The organism is Mycobacterium sp. HUMS_12744610, assembly GCF_041206865.1.
In the GTDB taxonomy this organism is placed as follows: domain Bacteria; phylum Actinomycetota; class Actinomycetes; order Mycobacteriales; family Mycobacteriaceae; genus Mycobacterium; species Mycobacterium servetii.
Map to the genome: position 1 here is coordinate 1,735,173 of NZ_JBGEDP010000001.1, position 18,589 is coordinate 1,753,761.

Here is an 18,589-nt window from a genome sequence, read left to right on the forward strand (position 1 = left end):
CCCGGTCGGGCAGCGCGCGCCGACGCTCAATGACCGGTCAGGCCGGCCAGCAGTAGGACAACGCCGACGACGGTGAGCAGGGCGGCCACCTCGACGCGGCGCCGAGCGCGGATCCAGTTGTGCAACGCCGCCACGGACGTGCGCGTCGCCCGCGGCGCCAGCAGGTAGGCCAGCAGTGGGATCTCCACGAACGCGAAGGCCACGACGTTGAACAACAACAGCGCGCCGACCTGCGTCGCGGCGGCCGCGCCCGAGGCCAGGATGACGGCCAGCGCGGCCAGATAGTCCACCGACGGCAGGGCGATGCCCAGGCCGGCCACCCCGGCGACCCACAGCGAGCGACCGTGCAGCAGCCGGCTTGTCCGCGCGGGCAGCCTCACCGAACCGGATCGCCCGGTGGCGACCCGGACGGCCAGGACGGCGGCGACGAGCAGCGCGAGCAGCCCGATCAAGATCTGGACCCTGGGCAGGGTGAAATAGGTGGAGCGCACCAGAATGCGCCGAAACACGAACAAAACGGCCAGGCCCACCGTCATTCCCATCGCGAAACCGCCGGACAGGAAGGCGAGCAGTTGCAGCAGCGGCCGCGGCCGGTTCAGCATCAGCACCGTCATCCCGATACGGAACGGTTCGAGGCTCACGGCGACGGCCATCACCAGGATGGTGATCAACATGGCGGGATGTGATTGCGGACGGGCGTGTCCGCTCAGACGTGCAAGCGGGCGAGCCGCCTGATCTCGCCGCTCGTCGGCGCCGGAAGCGATCCGGGCGACGTGACGACGACGCCGCCCGCGTTGCGAGCGTGTGACGGCGATGTCACGTCGCGGATATCGGCGGCGCCGACGGTGAACGTGTGCACTGTGTCCCCGCGCCTGCCCTCCTGCTCGGCGTGGCTATCGTCGCCGGTTTGCGCGGCAAATTCGACGGGGATGGCGGATTCGACGGTCCGGCGTGGGATCGAGCCGACAGCTACCTCATTCCGGTGCGTATCGCGAAATACCACGGTGTCTGGCCGCATTCTGGCGCGTTCGCTCAACAGGGAGACAATGGACGAGCGCTGCATGACGTCAGGTTACCGGTCCACGCCCAGCCATATTCGGCCATGCCTGGCATCGGAGCGCGGGTGGCTGCGGTGGCCTGTTCCCCGCTGCTGCCCGGCCGAACGCCACGCGCCAGAGGTTACAAGGGCCGGGTCATGACAGGCATCTGCGGCGACCGCAGTTTGACCGCCAGTTTCGGGATTTCGGGCACGCCGGCTGCAGCTCAAGCCCCGCCAGGCCGCGTGCCGTCCATCCTGCCAGCCCTGTGGGTATTCTTGATCGCCGCTAGCCCCAAGCGAATTCGTTGGCGGCCAATTCCTCCTGCCAATGCGGCGGAAGAGGTAGCGACGTCGATGCCGGCTCCACCCGTCGGCGGTTGTGGTACGCCAACGTCGACGCCAGCCAGCCACTGGGCATGAGCAGGGCGGCGGCCGTCCGCTCCCCGTCCTTCTCCTTGTCGTCTTTGCCCCGGCGGTTCTTGCCGCTGCGACCGTCGCCATGGGTGTCGGCCACCGCGTTCGCCGCGCCTCCCCCGGACATCGTGCCCACCATCGCCTCTTGCATCGCCACCCCCGGCGGCAGGCTGGCGGCTATCGCCGGGGCCGCGTTGGCATTGGTGGCCGCCAGCGACAGTGCGATCGGATGGGTCTCGGCAGCGGCCGTGGCCCAACTCGCCGGCACCGACAACGCGCCGATCCCATACCCCTGCGCCATGCCCGCGGCCGGCAAACCGGCAACATTCGGCCCCAGCAACGCGGTTTTACCCAGATCGCCGAGATAGCCACCGACACCGGACAAGTTGTTGAAACCGCCGAGCCCCTCGAACCAGGTGTATCCGGCGATCCCACCGCGCACGAGGCCCTCACGCCAATAACCAAAGCCGTTGGCACCAATGGTGTAGAAGGCCGTGAAGTAGCCAAGCGGGACGTTTGTAGTGTCTCCCACCGCCTGATTGACCCAGCCCAGGCCCTGCACGGTAAGGGCGCCGGCATTGGAGTCCAGGAACGCCAGCAGTCCCGACGGGCTTAAGGCGTTGGCGGCGTTGGCCCCCAGAGTCTGGGCGTTGCTCCCGACGGTGGCGGCAGCCTGGGCGACCGTACTGGTCAGGGTGTCCAGCCCGGCCGCATTGGTGGTCAACGGCGGTTCGCGGAAGGGTGTGAGCACGCTCGCCGACAACGAGGCACCCGCGTAGGTGTACATCGCGGCGGCGTCCTGCGCCCACATCTCGGCGTAGTGCGCTTCGGTTGCCATGATCGCCGGGGTGTTCTGCCCGAAGAAGTTCGTGGCGACCAACGCGGCCAACGTCGCCCGGTTGGCGGCGATCACCGCCGGCGGCACGGTGGCGGCAAACGCCACCTCGTAGGCCGCCGCAGCCGCCTTGGCTTGCATGGCAGTCCGCTCGGCTTGCGCGGAGCTGGTCTGCAACCATTCCACATAGGGAGCGGCCGCGCTCGCCATAGTCGTCGAGGACGGGCCGGCCCATTCGATCCCGGTGAGTTCGGAGATCACCGAGGCGTAACCGGTTGCGGTCAAATCCAGTTCGTCGGCCAGCGCGTCCCACGAGGCCGCGGCTGCCAGCAGCGGCGCTGACCCGGGGCCGGTGTACATCAGCCCCGAATTGATCTCCGGTGGAAGTGATCCGAAGTCCATCGGTGTTGCCCACTTTCTTGTTAGCAAAGCTCAGTAGTAGATACGCGCAAGCCCTTGACGAGTCCTGGGGTCCGTTGGGCGTGGAAACCATCTTTCGAGCGGGCAGGCGGAATTCGCCGCCAGATCGCGTCCTCCGATGGGGATGGTTCAGCCGCCCGCGGGTGAGCGAGATACGATACTGTCCCGGCGGGTGGCGGCGCGCGCCGTCGCCCCACCTAGACCACGGCCGGCCAGGGTGCCCAGCATGGTCTCGCCGAACGCCCCACCCGGGAAGCCACCGGCGGCGACCGGGATGCCGGTTGCGCTGCTGACCGGCAAGGTGAACGACACCGGCGTGATGGCAGCGGCGGGCGTTGCCCAACCCGTCGGCACCGACAACGCGCCAATCTTGAGTGCTTGGCCCGCGCTTGCGGCCGCACCGGCTGTCGCCGCGGCGCGCGCCGCCCCGCCGCCGAAGTTCAACGCCGCCGGACCCACGAATGCCGGGTTGAGTGTTTCGGCGAGGCCGCCGGGGTTCTCGGCCGTCCAGGTCAACAAACCGATACCGTTGTTGGCGTTACTAAGGGCGTTTGCCATATCGGCCCAGGAGGCGGTGCCGTTGCCGAACGCCTGGCCCCCGTACCCGGTCATCTGGCCGAGTAAGCCGTCGGCGTTGATGAGATCGCCGTTCCCGAGTAACTGTGTCAGCCACGACGGCAGGCTGGATCCGGTGCTGCTGCCGGTGACTTGGGCGACCGAGGCGGATTGGGCCGCCTGCCCGGCGGGGTTGGTGTTCTGTGCCGGTTGGCTGAACGGGGTGAGTCCCGACGCGGCCGACGACGAACGTGCGTAGCTGTGCATCGCGGTGGCATCCTGGGCCCACATCTGTGCGTATTGACGTTCGGTCTCCCCGATCGCCGCGCTGTACTGCCCGAAGTAATTGTTCGCGACGAGCGCGGCCAGCAAGGCACGGTTGGATGCGATCACCGGCGGTGGAACGTGAGCCGCCAGTGCGGCCGCGTGGGCGCTCGCGGCAGCTTTGGCCTGGCCGGCTGTTTGTTCGGCCAGGCCGGCGGTGTTATGCAGCCACGTCACATACGACTGGGCGGCGGTCGCCATCGCCGTCGCCGACGGGCCGGCCCACTGTGCGACGGTCAAGCCTGAAATTACCGAACGATATTGGGCCGCCGTTGAATGCAACTCGGTAGCCAGCGCATCCCAGGCCGCTGCGGCGGTGACGAGCGAGCCCGATCCGGGACCGGCATACATGCGCCCTGAGTTGATTTCGGGTGGCAACAAGCTGTAGTCCACAACCATTTATCTCCCCATTTTCCTGACTCGTGGATGGATCTGCGGGTGTTGCTGGCAACGCTCGCCGCTTGCCAACGGCATGATTCGGGCGGGCGAAGCGATGGCGTTGCCGCGCTTTCGGTCACCGCTTTGTCGTCGCGGCCGACGTGTCGTCGGGACGCCGCGGTGTAGTTCATCGAAAAGCGTTAGGGACAAACAATTCTGGCTCGGCGATGCTGATGTGCGATGCGCGGTGCCGCTGGCCATCGTTTCCTGAGCTGCCGCTGGTCGACGGGTCGTGGGGGCCTCGTAAGCCGTAGATCGCGGCAGGCAGTCAGCCATCATGGGCCTGAGCACTCCTTCGTGCGGACCAGTCGTCAACCATGGGAATGACAATCTCTTCCGGTGAACTGACGGGGCGCACAGATGCGCTAAACGATGACTTGCGGATGAACTATTGGTTACCGACGACCACGCGGGACGGCCGCGAATCGGTTCGGCAAACGCCGCTGACGCACTGGGCGCGAGGTAGTCCCATTTTCTGTGGCAGACGAGAAAACCCCATTTAGTGTAGGGCCCCGGCCTACGGGGTGAAGGCCGTCCATAACCGGTTGCCGAGAACCGTTGCGGGGCCCTCGCTACGGTGGGCGACTTCGCCGGTGTGGTTTTGTTTTCACGACGTGCAACCCGGGATACCGCGATGTCGACAACCTCGCTGGGGGCCGGTGTGGTGGGCGCGAATGTCCACGGCTGCAGGCGCACCGCGGACATTGTCGGGAGATTGCAGTGATCATGGCGCGCTGCCGCGCAGCCCACTCCCCGAATGCCCGTCGATCACGCCGACGTCGCCCAGACAGCGACGACGTGTCCACCGCGGGCACCCTCTCGAAATCCGCGGACACCCCGTCGCGGCGCCTATTCGGGCAGCGGGCAATGCCGACGTAAGGAATTCGCCCATCGATATTCACCTTCTCGTCACCTGCCGCCCAGGTGGCGTTCGCCGCCGGCGACAAAAATTCCGTAACCATGTGGTCGACGAGATTGGTTCTGCCCGTCGCCGGCACCCTGACCGCGATCGGCCTGGCCGTGCCCGCTCAGGCCGACAACGGTGACGCCGTACTCCTGGACCAGCTGGACCGGGTCGGCATCGAGTTCGCCGACGCGCAGGACGCCGTGGCGACCGCGAAAGGGGTGTGTGGCTACCTCGCGGAAGGGCGCTCCCCGACGGTCGTGGCGCGCGCACTGAAAATCCGCAACCACCATCTGTCCAACAACAACGCCTTGCAGTTCGTGGAGATCGCCGGAGAGACCTACTGTCCGAACGACTTGTCGGCTGCCGTCAATAGTTGAACAGCGTGACCAATCAGGGGACGGCGACCATAGCGTGCTCGTACCACCGAAAGCAGTTGCCACGCAAGATTTCCGAAACGGCTTTGGGTTCTCCACACGGAGCCTACCGGCTCGCTTGATGTTGACAGGGAGGCAACAGTGACACCGATGTTCGTTAAGCCGCTTGTGGTCGTAGCCGGGATGGCCGCCTTCGCGGTGCCGGCAACCGCGCACGCCGACGACGCCGCCTTCTTAAACGCGCTCAACCAGGCTGGTATTCAATTTCCGGATACGTCCGCAGTCAGGTCCGCAGCCCGGGAGGTGTGTGACTACCTCGCAGATGGTCATACCGCCGCACAGGCCGCGCGCGGGGTGAAAAACGCCAATCCCGAGCTGACGCTGACACACGCAGGCCAGTTCGTGGCCATCGCACGGGATACGTACTGCCACCAGTCCGTCACCGGCGCCAGTGACAATCAGCCTGTCGCCGACCGGTCGCAGCCGTAGTCGGTGGCTGTGTGGGCCGCTCACCGAGGCCCGGTAAGGCGGCGGCGTCGGCGGTTCCTTCGACCGTGTTGACGCGATCGATTTTCTGCGTGAACCTGCCCGATTCCGCGCAGTAATGGGGATCCTCGGCTCCACTGTTACAGCAAGACCGGCTCATTCGGTGGTCGAGTACGTTCGGCGGTGGGGATGCGAATGGGCCGTGTGGGCGAGGAAGCGAAACGCAGGTCGTAGTTGGAGCCGAAGCGGTTGGGCCGGGATTCGGTTGCAGCGCGGTCCTGCTCGATCGTGGCTGGACACAGGTTGACCAGATCCACGGATTTACTGTAACGATGCCCCAAATCATCTCGATGGGATTGAGATCGTGAACGGAGCCTGGTAGGCGTTCAACACGACTCTGGTGAAGACAGCCGACGCTGGCGGGCCTTGAACTTGGGCACCGCCAAGGTACCTGCACGCACCCCATCTGAGCCCATGTGACCGCGCCGCCAAGCAAAGACTTGATTGTTAGCCGCCGCCACCGCCGCCCATCGGCGGCAACGGGCAATACGCCCCGCGGGCCAGGTTTACGAATTGAACGGCTTGAATCGACGAAAGCTTGGGATTTTGTTCAGCCACCATTTGCACGGTCTCGTTTTCCGTGTGTCGTCCGGCGATGATATAGGAACACACAGCTTTGCCGCTGGATATGGCCTGATCCGCGTTCGGGTATTGAATTCCCTCTGCGTTGAGTGCTTCGATGAATGCGTCGTCGTTCCCGTCGTCCCCGTCGGCTTCTGCGACGCCAGATGCGCCGAAAAAGGTTGTTGTACAAGCGATAGCCACAAGCAGCCGCTTCATTGCGCACATGTCGTCTCCCATCTCGAGATCCGAAAGAGATTCGACCCAAAGCATAGGGCACGATCGGCCGGATGGAACCTTACTTCCTACCGTCGGCGGAATCGATGGAACCGTGCAGTCGACGGTGATGCTGGCTGCGGATCTGCCTTGCTGCTAAGGCGATCTTTCCATGACACGCAGCGCGAGCGAAAACAAAAGGCGCGCTTCGGGATCGGCCAGTGAGACCGACAGCAGTCTCTCGATCCGCCGCACCCGGTAACGCACGGTGTTGGGATGCACCTGCAGCGCCCGCGCCGCGGCGCCGACGTCGCCGAAGCTGTCGAGGTAGACGCGGAGGGTCTCGGCCAGCGCCGGGTCCTGAGCGTGCAGGTCGCGTATCCACGGATCCACCAACCGTTTCTCGGCGGCGACCACGGTGACGATCTCGTCGAGCAGGACGGTGGTGCGTGCCTCGGCCAGCGACGTGACCTGCCCGATCGAGACCGGGTGGCGCTCGGCGCTGTCGAGCACGCGGTCCACCTCGGCGCGCGCGCCCGCGACAGCCGCCAGACCCGCGACCGGCGCCGCGATGGCGGCCCGCAGCTCGATACCGAGCTCGGCGCGCAGAGCGCCGATCGTGCCGCGGACCCAGGAGGTGACCGACCGCGTCGTCGCGGTCTGCGGCAACAGCACATAGATCCGTGAGCCGTGTGAGGCCACCCGGGCGTCGCCGCGAAATGCACTGGCGCTCAACGCCACGACGTCGGACAGCCGCGGGGGGCGGGGCATGGTGGTGTCCGCGGTATCCCACCCGATCAGCACGGCACTGCCGTCGACGGTCAGGCCGAGCTCGGCGGCGACGGCGGGCACGTCGGCGGGCTCGCCGTCGGTCAGGCCCAGCAGCTGCTGCAGCCGGCGGGTCTGCGTCGACGGCCGCGCCGCCAGCCGCGCCATGATCCGCGCGGCCAATACCGCCGCTCCCCGCAGCACCTCCTCGGCGTCGTCGGCCAGCGGCCGCGCACCCTGCTGCACCCAGATGGTGCCGGCGAACACCGGGGCGCGGCGCGCGTCGGCCGCCGGCTGGTAGATCCCGACCGCCAGGCGCGGGCGCAGCCCCAGCGCCGGGCGCTCGTCGACACGCACCACCCCGCCGCCGGCGCGCAGCGCATCGAAGATGCCCCACTGGCCGATCCACTTGAGGTGCTCCGGCGGGCCGGCCCTGCCCAGGATGGAGAGCCGGCGCAGCTCGTCGGCCTCGTCGTTGGAGGCCGAATACGCGAGCACCTGGGATTCGGCGTTCTCGATGCTGACCATGCCGTGGATGCGGTCGGCCAGCGACTGCGCCAGCCCGAACAGGTCGGTGCCCGAGTCGTCCGCCGGGTCGGTGCGGTCCCCGTGATGCTCCAGCACGTGGTTGACCAGCTGGTAGAGCCGCTCCCAGCGGGCCCGCGGTTCCACGGCCACCACCGCCGACCCGGCGGCCACCGCCCTGGTCACCAGCGCGTCGGAGGGCTCCTTGGCGAAGATCGCCACGGGCACGCGCTCGCGCGCCTGCTTGTCCACCCAGCGCAGCGCCTCGTCGTCGGCGACGCCGAGCAGGAAGAAAATGTCGGCCGAACCGGCCGCCGCCGCCAGGCCCAGCCGCACGTCGTCGGAATCGATCAGCGCCGCCGAGCCCACCGGCAGGTCCAGGCCGCGAGGTGCCCCCACCAGGCTGACCAGGGTCGCATCCAACGCGAGCAGCAACTGACCAAGTCCGACACCAGCCGCCCGCATATTGTCGGATTTTACTACCAAGCCCGACCAATCCTGTCCGATCAGACAAACATATCGACGACGGCGGCAGGGACCCTGGCAGGCATGGATGCGATCACCCACGTGCCAGTACCCGCCAACGAACCGGTCCACGACTACGCCCCCGGTTCCCCGGAACGCGCCCGGTTGGTCGCCGAGCTGGCCGCGGTGGCCGACCACCCCATCGACCTTCCCCACGTGATCGGCGGCAAGCACCTGATGGGCGACGGCGAGCGGATCGACGTCGTGCAGCCGCACCGGCACGCCGCGAAGCTGGGGACGCTGACCAATGCCGGGCACGCGGAGGCCACCGCGGCGGTCGAGGCCGCGACAGCCGCCAAAAACGACTGGGCGGCAATGCCCTTCGAGGAACGCGCCGCGGTCTTCTTGCGCGCGGCCGACCTGCTCGCGGGACCGTGGCGGGAGAAGTTGGCCGCCGTGACGATGCTCGGCCAGTCCAAGTCGCCGTACCAGGCCGAGATCGACGCGGTGTGCGAACTCATCGACTTCTGGCGCTTCGACGTCGCGTTCGCGCGTCAGATCCTCGACCAGCAGCCGCTCAGCGGGCCGGGCGAGTGGAACCGCAGCGACTACCGCCCGCTGGACGGTTTCGTCTACGCCGTCACCCCGTTCAACTTCACCTCGATCGCGGCGAACCTGCCGTCGGCCCCGGCGCTGATGGGCAACACCGTCGTGTGGAAGCCGTCGATCACCCAGACGCTGGCGGCCTACCTGAGCATGCAACTGCTCGAGGCCGCCGGATTGCCGCCCGGGGTGATCAACCTGGTCACCGGGGACGGATTCGCGGTCTCCGACGTGGCGCTGGCCGATCCGCGGCTGGCCGGCATCCACTTCACCGGGTCCACGGCCACCTTCGGCCATCTGTGGCAACAGGTGGGCGCCAACATCGGCCGTTACCAAAGCTATCCGCGGCTAGTCGGTGAGACCGGGGGCAAGGACTTCGTCGTCGCACACACCTCGGCCGACCCGCAGGTGCTGTCGACGGCCCTGATCCGCGGCGCGTTCGACTACCAGGGCCAGAAGTGCTCCGCGGCGTCGCGGGCCTTCATCCCGCATTCGGTGTGGCAGCGCATGGGTGAGGACTTCCTGGGCGAGGCGGCGGCGCTGCGCTACGGGGACGTCACCGACCTGACCAACTTCGGTGGCGCCGTGATCGACCGCCGCGCCTTCACCAAGCACGTCAACGCCATCGAGCGCGCCAAGGGCGCCGCCGGCGTGACCATCGCCGTGGGCGGTGAATACGACGACAGCGAGGGCTATTTCGTGCGGCCGACCGTGCTGCTGTCCGACGATCCGACCGACGAATCCTTCTCGACCGAATACTTCGGGCCGATACTGTCGGTGCACGTCTATCCCGACGACCAGTACGAGCGCATCCTCGGCGTGGTCGACACCGGCTCTCGCTACGCGCTGACTGGAGCGGTCATCGCCGACGACCGGCGCGCGGTGCTGACGGCGCAGGACCGGCTGCGGTTCACGGCCGGCAACTTCTACGTCAACGACAAACCGACCGGGGCGGTGGTCGGGCGCCAGCCGTTCGGCGGGTCGCGGGGCTCGGGTACCAACGACAAGGCCGGATCGCTGCTGAACATGGTGCGCTGGGTGTCGGCACGCACCATCAAGGAGACGTTCGTCCCGCCGACCCACCACAGTTACCCGCACATGGAATCCGACTGATGGGCGGGGTCTTCGCCAACACGGTGCGCCCGGCGATCCTGTCGGCCGGCCGGCGACAGGGGTTGCGCCGCATCGCCGAACGGCTGCCAATCACCCGCAAGGTGGTGCGGCGGTTCGTGCCCGGGGAGACGATCGGCTCGGTGTTGACCAGTGTCGCCGCGCTGCGCGACTCGGGGCTCTACGTCAGCGTCGACCACCTCGGTGAGGACGTGACCGGCATCGACGACGCCGAGGCGGCGGTGCAGGTGTACCTGGACCTGATCGGCAGGCTGGGCCGGCTCGACGACCGCGTCGAGGACGGCGCACGGCCCCTGGAGGTGTCGCTGAAGCTGTCGGCGCTGGGGCAGTCGCTCGAGCGCGACGGCGAGAAGATCGCCCGGGAGAACGCCTTTGCGATCTGCGAAGCGGCGCAGCGTGCCGGGGTGTGGGTGACGGTGGACGCCGAGGACCACACGACGACGGATTCCACGCTGACGATCGTGCGCGACCTGCGGGCCGATTTCCCTTGGCTGGGAACCGTTTTACAGGCATACCTGCGCCGCACGCCCAGGGACTGCGCGGAATTCGCCGCAGCGGGAGCGCGGATCCGGCTGTGCAAGGGCGCCTACGACGAACCGGCGTCGGTGGCCTACCGCGACCCCGCCGCGGTCACCGACTCCTACCTGCGCTGCCTGCGGGTGCTGATGGGCGGCTCGGGCTACCCGATGGTGGCTTCCCACGATCCCGCCGTCATCGAGGCGGTCCCGTCGCTGGCCCGCGAATCCGGCCGTGGGGTAGACGATTTCGAACACCAGATGCTGTTCGGCATCCGCGACGACGAACAGCGGCGACTGGTCGCCGCCGGCAACCGGGTGCGCGTGTACGTGCCGTTCGGCGACCAGTGGTACGGCTACTTCATGCGGCGGCTGGCCGAGCGGCCCGCCAACCTGACGTTCTTCCTGAGGGCGCTGGCGTCTCGCGGTCACTGAGTCACCGGATGGCCAGCCGCAGCCGGTTGCGCCGCCGGACCAGGATGCTGGGCAACCATTCCCCGATGTCGGCGGCCTCGATCCAGGTCGTGCGTTCCAACAGCACGCGTAGCACGATCCGGGCCTCCAGGCGTGCCAGAGCGGCTCCCACGCAGAAGTGCACACCCTTGCCGAACGTGATGTGGCCCTTGGCTGTGCCGCGGTCGAGGCGGAATTCGTCGGGAGCCTCGAAGTGCGCCGGGTCGCGGTTTGCCGCGCCCCACATGAGGAGCAGGTGGGTATCGGCGGGCACCGCGACCCCGGCCAGGGTGGTGTCGCGCCACACGTGCCGGTAGTGGCCGCGAAACGGTGATTCGAACCGCAACGTCTCCTCGATGAAAGCGCCCAACAATTCGGGGTTCTCACGCAGCTGCCGTTGGATCTCGGGGCGATCCGCGAGGATCCAGGCCGCGCTGCCCAGCAGTGAGGCGGTCGACTCGCCGGCGGCGCTGAACAGCGTGAGCATGATGCCCAGCGCCGGGAGCTGCTCCAGCTCGCCCGACGCGTAGCGCGCGGCCAGGTCGGCGATCAGGCCGTTGCTGCTCGGCTTTTCGAAGTGCTCCATGACGTAGGCGGACAGCTCGATCGCCGCCATGCCGGCGGCGTCGAGTTGATCGGGGGTGACGACCCCGTCGAGCAGTGTGGTGGTGGCGTAGCCCAGGCGGATGAGTTCGTCGACGTCACCGGCGGGCAGGCCCAACAGCTTGGCGACGACCATCATGGGCAGCCGGTTGGCCACCGCGCCCATCCACTCGATGTGACCCTCTTGCAGGTTCTGTTCCCAGAGCAGCTCGGCGGTCTCGGTGGCGAACTCCTCGATGATGCGCACCCGCTTCGCCGACAGGTGCGGCAGCAGGAGTCTGCGATGCACCGCATGCACCGGATCGTCCGCGGTGGCCAGCGCGTGAGACGGACCTCCCGGCGGCCCCATGTCGAACGGGGTGACGCTGCCGTCGTCGCGGTAGACCATGGTCGCGGTGAGGTTCGACGAGAAGTCCCCGACCCGCTCGATCGCCTCGGTCACCGCGTCCCAGCCGCACACGGCATAGAACACCGAGTCGCCGATGCGGTGCACCGGTGCCTCCGCGCGCATCCGCTCATAGAGCGGATACGGGTCCTGCAACGCGGCGGCGCCGAAGAATTCGACCGGATCGGTGAGGACCGTCATGGGTTCAGGCTGAGATGCGTCCGCCGGCGGCGTCAACGGGGCGCGACGAAGTTGAGAGACGCCCCGGGCTGGCCCGGGCGCGGCCGCACTCAACCATCCGGACCGATCAGCGCGTTAGGCTGAGAAAAACGTTGCGAAAATTCTCAAGTTGCGAGAAGAATTTCGGCGGCTTTCGATGCGAGGAGACTGGTTGGATGCCACGCGACGATTGGCTGGTGGGACGGGACCGCCGCAGCGAAGCCACGACACGCATCTACGCGGCCGCCGCCGACCTCATCGCCCGGCGCGGCTACGAGGCCTTCACCATCGAGGCGCTGGCGGCCACGGTCCACTGCTCGCCGGCGACGATCTACCGGCACGCGGGCGGCAAGGCGGCCATCCGCGACGCGGTCGTGGCGATCCAGTCCGCGCGCATCCTGGACACGGTGCGCGAAGCGATCAAAGACCTCCAAGGCCCGGACCGGGTGGTGACCGCCACCATCGTTGCGCTGCAACGCCTTCGATCGGATCCACTTGCCCAGCTCATGCGGTCGATGCACGTTGCTCCGGTCAGCGACTGGATCACCGATTCGCCGATCGTCACCGGCCTCGCCGCCGAAATGCTGGGCCACGACAGCCCGGATCCGCTCCAGGCGCAGTGGCTCATCCGCGTCTTCCTGGCGTTGTGGTGCTGGCCCCACAAAGACGCCGCCGCCGAACGCGCCATGGTGCGACGCTTCCTCGGCCGCCTGGTGTGAACCCGTCACACCCGAAGCCGGCCGAGATCAGGCGGCCGGCGGCGCCGAGCGCTTTCGGTGCGTCCTCGATGGCGGTGTGCAGCACGTCGAAAACCTGCGGATCGCACGTGAGCGGCGTCTTCGGATCCAGCCCGGCCGCGCGGGCGTCAGGATGCGTCGCACAACGCGGGATGCCAGCGGCCGGCGCCGGTCAGTGGGCGCGCTTCGGCCGCGAGCGGTCGCCGGCGAATCCGCGCACCACGTGCGCGCGCACGAAATCCGCTGCCACTTCGGGGTTTTCCATGTCCAGGGTGGACGACGGCGTGCTGAACAGCGAGAACAGGATCCGCGCGAACCATTCGCCGGCGGCCTCCACGTCGAGGTCCTTGCGCACCTCTCCGGTCAGCCTGGCCGCCGACAGGTAGGGCTTGAAGAAGTCGACGCACTCGCGCAGCAGCACGGCGGCATCCTTGGTGAGCAGCAGGCTGACCGCGTCCTCGTCGAAGTACCGCTCGGCGGCGATGACCCGGCGGGCCTGGGTGACGAACACCGCGGCGCGGCTGAGCTTGTCCTCGAGTGAGCCGCCCTGGTCCATCGCCTTGGACATCTCGCGGTAGAACCGCTCGGAGGCGTGTTCGGCGCACGCCTCGACGATCGCGGCCTTGTCGCTGAAGTACTCGTAGACCGTGCTGCGCGACACGCCGGCCTTCTTGGCGATGTCGACGATCGTCGCCTTCTGCAGCCCCTGCTTGCCGAAACAGGCATACGCCGATTCGACGATCAGTTCGCGCGTCTCGGTGGCCTGAACCTGGGTCGTCATGGCACCAGCGCGCCCCTGGGCATCGACCCCGTATCGGCGGCGGCGTAGGCGGCGTTGATGTCGGCGAGGCGGAAGGGCCTGGGCAGCAACCGGTGAAACGGAAAGCTGGTGTGCTGCAGGAAGGACAGGCCGACTGCCAGCGTGACCGGGTCGTAGAACATCACCCCGCGCACGGACTTGTTGCCGTAGACCAGGACGCTCGGGTCGAGTTCGAAGGTGCGGCCCATCCCGACGTTGCCGACCTCTAGCAGCGTGCCCCCGTTGTTGAGGAAGCCGATGCCGTCCGGGATGACCGCCGGCACGCCGACGACCTCGAGCACCCAGTCGGCCCCGATGCCGTCGGTGAGCCCGTGGACCCGCTCGGTGAGCTCGGCGGCCGACAGACCGCCGGCGTCCAGACAGTGGGTGGCGCCGAAATCGGCGGCGACGTCGAGCCGTTGGGGGATCTTGTCGATGACGATCACCGCCGCGGCGCCCGCCGTGCGCGCGACGGCGGCGGCGTTGATGCCCAGCCCGCCGGCGCCCTGGATGACGACGGTGTCGCCGAGGCGCACGTCGCGCAGCGCGAACAGCACCTGGGAGAGTGCGCAATTGAGCGGCGCGACGGCCTCGTCGGCGAGGCCGTCGGGGACCTTGTACAGCGGCTGGCGCGCGCTGGTGTAGTAGTACTCGGCGTGCGCGGCGATGAAGTGCGGCTCCTGGTCGTGGGTGCGGTACTCGCCGGCCATCAGGTTCTGGCAGGCGTGGGGGCGTCCCCGCGAGCAGGCGTGGCATGAGCCGCAGAACCAGAAGTACGGTGTCACGACGCGATCGCCGACCGCCAGCGGTTGGCCGGTGGCGTCGGTGGTCAGCCCCGCCCCGAGTTCGGCTATCTCGCCGACCATTTCGTGGCCCATGGCGAACGGGCACGGCAATGGCAGCTCGCCCCGGAAGATGTGCAGATCTGATCCGCAGATCCCCGCCACCCGCAGCTTCAGCGCGGCCGTCCCCGGCGCCGGGTCCGACAGCGGGAATTCGGCCAGCTCGATCGGGCCGCCGGGTGCGGTCAGCAGCGCGAGCGTGGGCATCGGGGTCCCTCCTAGCCGGCCGGTGCGAGGATCAGGCCGCTGGTGGGCACTCCGGTTCCCGACGTGACGAGGACGTGCTCGACGTTGTCGACCTGGTTGTGGGACGTGCCGCGCACCTGGCGCACGCCCTCGGTGATGCCGTTCATCCCGTGGATGTAGGCCTCGCCGAGCAGCCCGCCGTTGGTGTTGATCGGGAACTCCCCACCGAGCGAGAGCCGTTCGACGGTGGCGAAGTCCTTGGCCTCGCCGCGCCCGCAGAAGCCGAGCTCCTCCAATTGGGCGAACACGAACGGCGTGAAATGGTCGTAGATGAACGCGGTTTGGATGTCTTGGGGCTTGAGGCCGGAATCGCGCCAAAGCCGTTGGGCCACCACGCCCATCTCGGGCAGCCCGGTGATGTCCTCGCGGTAGTAGCTGGTCATCATCTCGCCGTTGGCCGCTGCGCCCTGGGCGGCCGCGGTGATGATCGCCGGCGGTTGGCGCAGGTCGCGGGCGCGTTCGGCGCTGGTCACCACCAGCGCCACCCCGCCGTCGCTTTCCTGGCAGCAATCCAGCAGGCGCAGCACGGGTTCGATGATCCAGCGCGAATTCTGGTGGTCTTCCAGCGTGATCGGGCGCTGGTAGAACCAGGCGTCGGGGTTGGTCGCCGCGTGCTTGCGGTCCACCACCGCGATGCGGCCGAAGTCCTCGTTGGTCACCCCATAGGTCGACATGTAGCGCTGCGCGTGCATCGCGACCCACGCCGCGGGGGTGAGCAGCCCGAACGGCGCGTAGTGCGCCATGAACAGCGGCGTCCCCAGGTCGGTGCGCCCGCTGCCGCCGAAGCGCATGCCGGAGCGTTCGTTGAACGCGCGCCAGCACACCACCACGTCGGCCACGCCCGTGGCGACGGCCATCGCCGCGTGCACCACGGTGCCCGAGGCCGCGCCGCCGCCGTGATGCACGCGGGAGAAGAAGCTCAGGTCGCCGATGCCCACATTGCGGGCGATGTCGATCTCGTCGCTGGAGTCCATGGTGAAGGTGACCATGCCGTCGACGTCGGCGGGCGCCAGGCCGGCGTCGTCGAGTGCGGCACTGACCGCCTCGCACGCCAATTGCAGTTCGCTGCGCCCGGATTCCTTGGAGAATTCGGTCTGGCCGATCCCGACGATCGCGGCGGCGCCGGGCAGCGCGCTCATGCCCCCGACCCGTCGAGCAGGCTGAGCACCGCGGTGCCCGACACGTGGTCGCCGAGGCTGTTGGACGCCTTGAAGGTCACCTCGACGAAGTTCTCTCCGCCCGAAGCCTCGCTCTTGCCGGTCACGCTGCCGGTGAACCGCAGCGGATCGTCGGGAAAGCACGGCACCCCAAGGCGAATCGAGAGGTTCTTGACCATCGCCTCGGGCCCGGCCCAGTCGGTCAGGAAGCGCACGCAGTAGCCGTTGCTGGTCAGGATGTTCATGAACAGGTTCGGCGAGCCCTGCTTGTTGGCGTAGTCGCGGTCGTGGTGCACCGGCATGAAGTCGCGGGTCGCGATCGCGCCGGCGACGATCATCGTGGTGGTGATCGGGACCTCGAGCGGCGTCACCTCGTCGCCGACGTTGATATCGGCCCACTGCAGCGTGGTGGTGCGGGTTTTGGCGGTCGTCATCGGTTTCCTTCGGAGTAAGCGCTGCCCATGGCGGCGAGCTGGGCGGAGGCGGGGCCGAGCGCGAGCTCGTTGTGCTTGGCCCACAGGAAGTAGCGGTGCAGGGGATAGGTGACGTCGATGCCGATGCCGCCGTGCACCTGTTGGGCGGTGGCGGCGACGCGGGCGCCGGCCTCGGCGGCCCAGAACTTCGCGATGCGGGCGGCCCGGCGGGCCTCCGTCGCGGGCCGGTCGTTCGCGACCAGCCAGGCCGCGTGCCAGGTGGTCCAGCGGATCGCCTCGACGTCGATGAACGCGTCGGCCATCCGCTGCTGCACCGCCTGGAAGCTGCCGATCGGCCGGCCGAACTGCTCGCGCCCGCTGGTGTAGTCGGCGGCCAGCCGCAGTGCGCGCTCGCAGACGCCGAGCTGGATGGCGCACAGGCCGATGAGCGCGCGGGTGTGCAGGTCGTCGAGCGTGGCGTCGAGCCGGTCTTGCTCGGAAACCGTTGCGCCGTCCAGGAACACGTCGGCGTGCGGTTCGTGGTCGGTGGTCGCCACCGGCCGGACCTCGACGCCGGGAGCGTCGGTCGCCAGCAGGAACAGGCCCGCCTCGCCGTCGTCGGTGGTGGCGGCGACCAGGACGGTGTCGGCGATCTGGGCGGCGGGCACCAGTTCCTTGATGCCGTCGAGGCGCCAATGCGGACCGTCGCGGCGGGCGGTGGTGCCGGGACTCGTCGGATCGGAGCGGCCGGGCTCGGCCAGGGCGGCGGTCAGCATGCGGGCGCCCGCGACGACGTGGGGCAGGTAGCGTTGCCGTTGCTGCGCCGTGCCGTGCCGGGCGATGGGGTCGGCGCCCAGCACCAGGGTCGCGTACGCGGGCACCGGCGCGACGGTCCAGCCCACCTCGGCCAGCAACACGCCGAGTTCGACGAAGCCGCCGCCGTTCCCGCCGAACTGCTCCGGCAGCGCGGTGCCCAACAGGTCGGCGGACGCGAGTTCGCGCCAGAGCCCCGCATCGTGGCGGATCTCCCCGGCTTCGAGTTCGGTGAGGCGCTCAGGGGTGGCGCGGCGCTCGAGAATGTCGCGGGCGAGCTTGGCGATCGTCTCCTGCTCTTCGGTGAACGTGAAATCCATGGCGCGCCTAGCCCACCGGCCGGAATTGGTGCAGCACCAAACCGTCGTCGAATTCTTGGTAGAAGACCTCGACTTCCATGCCGACCGTGACGTCGGCCGGGTCGATGTCGCACAGGTTCGACACCAGCCGCACCCCCTCGGCGAGCTCGATCAGCGCGACGATGTAGGGGTATTCGGAGAAGGGGAATTTGGGTTCGTGCGGCATCACGTAGCTGTAGACGGTGCCGCGGCCGCTCGCCTCGACCGCCTCCCAGTCCAGCGACCGGCACGCCGGGCACATCGGCCGGGGCGGGTGGCGCAGCGCCCCGCAGCCGCCGCAGCGCTGGATCAGCAACCTGTGCTCACGCAGGCCGTTCCAGAAGAACTCGGTGTCCTTGCTGATGGCCGGGGCCAGCCGGGCCGCCATCAGCGTTCCGGCCTGAATCGCAGCACCCGGAATCGCTGCCGCCCCAGCACCTCACCGTTCTGGTCGGTGTAGGTGGTCAGCCAGGTCAGGAAGAAGCCGGTGCCCAGCGCGGTCTTCTTCTCCTCGGAGACCGATTCGTAGACCGCCGTGGCGCTGATGACGTCGCCCAGCCGGGGATAGCGCTCGATCTCGAACTCCGAGTTGGTGGCGACGGTGCTGGTGTAGCCGGCCTCGTCGAGGAAGGCCGTTGGGTTGCCGGTGATCTCGACCGGGGCGCCGCCCCGCTCGCCGATGCCTTCCAGTTTGGGTGACGGCATCGTCCAGGTCTGCAGCATGACCGGCGGCGAGACGATGCCGCCGAACCGGGACGACGCCGCGAACTCCGGGTCGAGGTAGACCGGGTTCATGTCGGCCATGGCGTAAGCCCAGTGCCGGATCATCGGCTGGTTGACCGGATCCGGCGCCACCGAGGGCTCTCCGGTGCCGCCGGTGGGCTGGCCGACGAGGGCCCGCACCTTGGCGCTGACGGTTTCTGGGTCGGTCACTGCGTTGGTCCTCCT

General features: G+C 68.3%; 20 protein-coding genes. 5 read left to right on the plus strand and 15 right to left on the minus strand.

Features of this window, described 5'->3' with window-relative positions:
* Window positions 1–26: 26 nt before the first annotated feature.
* The 4 genes from AB8998_RS08660 to AB8998_RS08675 all read right to left on the minus strand — a co-directional run bounded on the left by AB8998_RS08660 (window position 27) and on the right by AB8998_RS08675 (window position 3,986).
* Entirely contained in the window at window positions 27–674 is a 648-nt protein-coding gene (locus AB8998_RS08660) for a GAP family protein (RefSeq protein WP_369737501.1), read from the minus strand.
* Between the two features lie 32 nt (window positions 675–706).
* The gene (locus AB8998_RS08665) at window positions 707–1,063 is read right to left on the minus strand and encodes a hypothetical protein (protein WP_369737502.1); all 357 of its coding nucleotides are present in this window, start codon (window positions 1,061–1,063) and stop codon (window positions 707–709) included.
* A gap of 262 nt (window positions 1,064–1,325) precedes the next feature.
* The gene (locus AB8998_RS08670) at window positions 1,326–2,690 is read right to left on the minus strand and encodes a PPE family protein (protein WP_369737503.1); all 1,365 of its coding nucleotides are present in this window, start codon (window positions 2,688–2,690) and stop codon (window positions 1,326–1,328) included.
* Window positions 2,691–2,837: 147 nt separating this feature from the next.
* On the minus strand, window positions 2,838–3,986 hold the full coding sequence (locus tag AB8998_RS08675; protein WP_369737504.1) for a PPE family protein: 1,149 nt from the start codon (window positions 3,984–3,986) through the stop codon (window positions 2,838–2,840).
* Window positions 3,987–4,949: 963 nt separating this feature from the next.
* Between AB8998_RS08675 and AB8998_RS08680 the strand changes: the two genes are divergently transcribed.
* Window positions 4,950–5,309, plus strand: coding sequence for a DUF732 domain-containing protein (locus AB8998_RS08680; RefSeq protein WP_369737505.1), 360 nt, complete (start codon window positions 4,950–4,952; stop codon window positions 5,307–5,309).
* A 147-nt stretch (window positions 5,310–5,456) separates the two neighbouring features.
* A complete protein-coding gene (locus AB8998_RS08685) occupies window positions 5,457–5,795 on the plus strand; it encodes a DUF732 domain-containing protein (protein WP_369741481.1) in 339 nt (112 codons plus the stop codon).
* Window positions 5,796–5,932: 137 nt separating this feature from the next.
* Here AB8998_RS08685 and AB8998_RS08690 read toward each other — a convergent pair whose 3' ends face one another.
* The 3 genes from AB8998_RS08690 to AB8998_RS08700 form a co-directional block, all read right to left on the minus strand.
* A complete protein-coding gene (locus AB8998_RS08690) occupies window positions 5,933–6,109 on the minus strand; it encodes a hypothetical protein (RefSeq protein ID WP_369737506.1) in 177 nt (58 codons plus the stop codon).
* A 190-nt stretch (window positions 6,110–6,299) separates the two neighbouring features.
* A complete protein-coding gene (locus tag AB8998_RS08695) occupies window positions 6,300–6,653 on the minus strand; it encodes a DUF732 domain-containing protein (RefSeq protein WP_369737508.1) in 354 nt (117 codons plus the stop codon).
* Window positions 6,654–6,785: 132 nt separating this feature from the next.
* Window positions 6,786–8,387, minus strand: a complete 1,602-nt coding sequence (locus AB8998_RS08700; RefSeq protein WP_369737509.1) for a PucR family transcriptional regulator — start codon at window positions 8,385–8,387, stop codon at window positions 6,786–6,788.
* An 84-nt stretch (window positions 8,388–8,471) separates the two neighbouring features.
* On the opposite strand from AB8998_RS08700, the gene pruA reads away from it, so the two are divergent.
* Both pruA and AB8998_RS08710 read left to right on the plus strand, forming a co-directional pair.
* On the plus strand, window positions 8,472–10,103 hold the full coding sequence (gene pruA, locus AB8998_RS08705) for an L-glutamate gamma-semialdehyde dehydrogenase (protein WP_369737510.1): 1,632 nt from the start codon (window positions 8,472–8,474) through the stop codon (window positions 10,101–10,103).
* Window positions 10,103–11,071 carry a proline dehydrogenase family protein gene (locus AB8998_RS08710; protein WP_369737511.1) on the plus strand — a complete coding sequence of 323 codons (969 nt, stop codon included), beginning with the start codon at window positions 10,103–10,105 and terminating at the stop codon, window positions 11,069–11,071. Before pruA ends, AB8998_RS08710 begins: the two co-directional genes overlap by 1 nt.
* A 1-nt stretch (window position 11,072) precedes the next feature.
* Here the strand turns inward: AB8998_RS08710 and AB8998_RS08715 are convergent, their stop codons facing one another.
* Window positions 11,073–12,278, minus strand: a complete 1,206-nt coding sequence (locus tag AB8998_RS08715; protein WP_369737512.1) for a cytochrome P450 — start codon at window positions 12,276–12,278, stop codon at window positions 11,073–11,075.
* A gap of 194 nt (window positions 12,279–12,472) precedes the next feature.
* Here AB8998_RS08715 and AB8998_RS08720 point away from each other — a divergent pair, with 194 nt between their 5' ends.
* Window positions 12,473–13,015 (plus strand): TetR/AcrR family transcriptional regulator, encoded by a 543-nt coding sequence (locus AB8998_RS08720; protein WP_369737513.1) that lies wholly within the window; start codon window positions 12,473–12,475, stop codon window positions 13,013–13,015.
* A 190-nt stretch (window positions 13,016–13,205) separates the two neighbouring features.
* On the opposite strand, the gene AB8998_RS08725 is transcribed toward AB8998_RS08720, so the two are convergent.
* Genes AB8998_RS08725 through AB8998_RS08755 form a run of 7 tightly spaced genes read right to left on the minus strand, consistent with a single transcriptional unit; the run spans window position 13,206 to window position 18,574 of the window.
* Complete coding sequence (locus AB8998_RS08725; protein ID WP_369737514.1) at window positions 13,206–13,814, minus strand: TetR/AcrR family transcriptional regulator; 609 nt, start codon at window positions 13,812–13,814, stop codon at window positions 13,206–13,208.
* Window positions 13,811–14,881, minus strand: a complete 1,071-nt coding sequence (locus AB8998_RS08730; protein WP_369737515.1) for a zinc-binding dehydrogenase — start codon at window positions 14,879–14,881, stop codon at window positions 13,811–13,813. Before AB8998_RS08730 ends, AB8998_RS08725 begins: the two co-directional genes overlap by 4 nt.
* A gap of 11 nt (window positions 14,882–14,892) precedes the next feature.
* Window positions 14,893–16,059: a lipid-transfer protein gene (locus AB8998_RS08735; protein WP_369737516.1), complete on the minus strand. Its 1,167-nt coding sequence runs from the start codon at window positions 16,057–16,059 to the stop codon at window positions 14,893–14,895.
* The gene (locus AB8998_RS08740; RefSeq protein ID WP_369737517.1) at window positions 16,056–16,511 is read right to left on the minus strand and encodes a MaoC family dehydratase; all 456 of its coding nucleotides are present in this window, start codon (window positions 16,509–16,511) and stop codon (window positions 16,056–16,058) included. Before AB8998_RS08740 ends, AB8998_RS08735 begins: the two co-directional genes overlap by 4 nt.
* Complete coding sequence (locus tag AB8998_RS08745; RefSeq protein ID WP_369737519.1) at window positions 16,508–17,623, minus strand: acyl-CoA dehydrogenase family protein; 1,116 nt, start codon at window positions 17,621–17,623, stop codon at window positions 16,508–16,510. The genes AB8998_RS08740 and AB8998_RS08745 overlap by 4 nt, the downstream gene beginning before the upstream one ends.
* 7 nt (window positions 17,624–17,630) lie before the next feature.
* Window positions 17,631–18,029, minus strand: coding sequence for a Zn-ribbon domain-containing OB-fold protein (locus tag AB8998_RS08750; RefSeq protein ID WP_369737520.1), 399 nt, complete (start codon window positions 18,027–18,029; stop codon window positions 17,631–17,633).
* The gene (locus AB8998_RS08755; RefSeq protein ID WP_369737521.1) at window positions 18,029–18,574 is read right to left on the minus strand and encodes an FAS1-like dehydratase domain-containing protein; all 546 of its coding nucleotides are present in this window, start codon (window positions 18,572–18,574) and stop codon (window positions 18,029–18,031) included. Before AB8998_RS08755 ends, AB8998_RS08750 begins: the two co-directional genes overlap by 1 nt.
* Window positions 18,575–18,589: the final 15 nt, after the last annotated feature.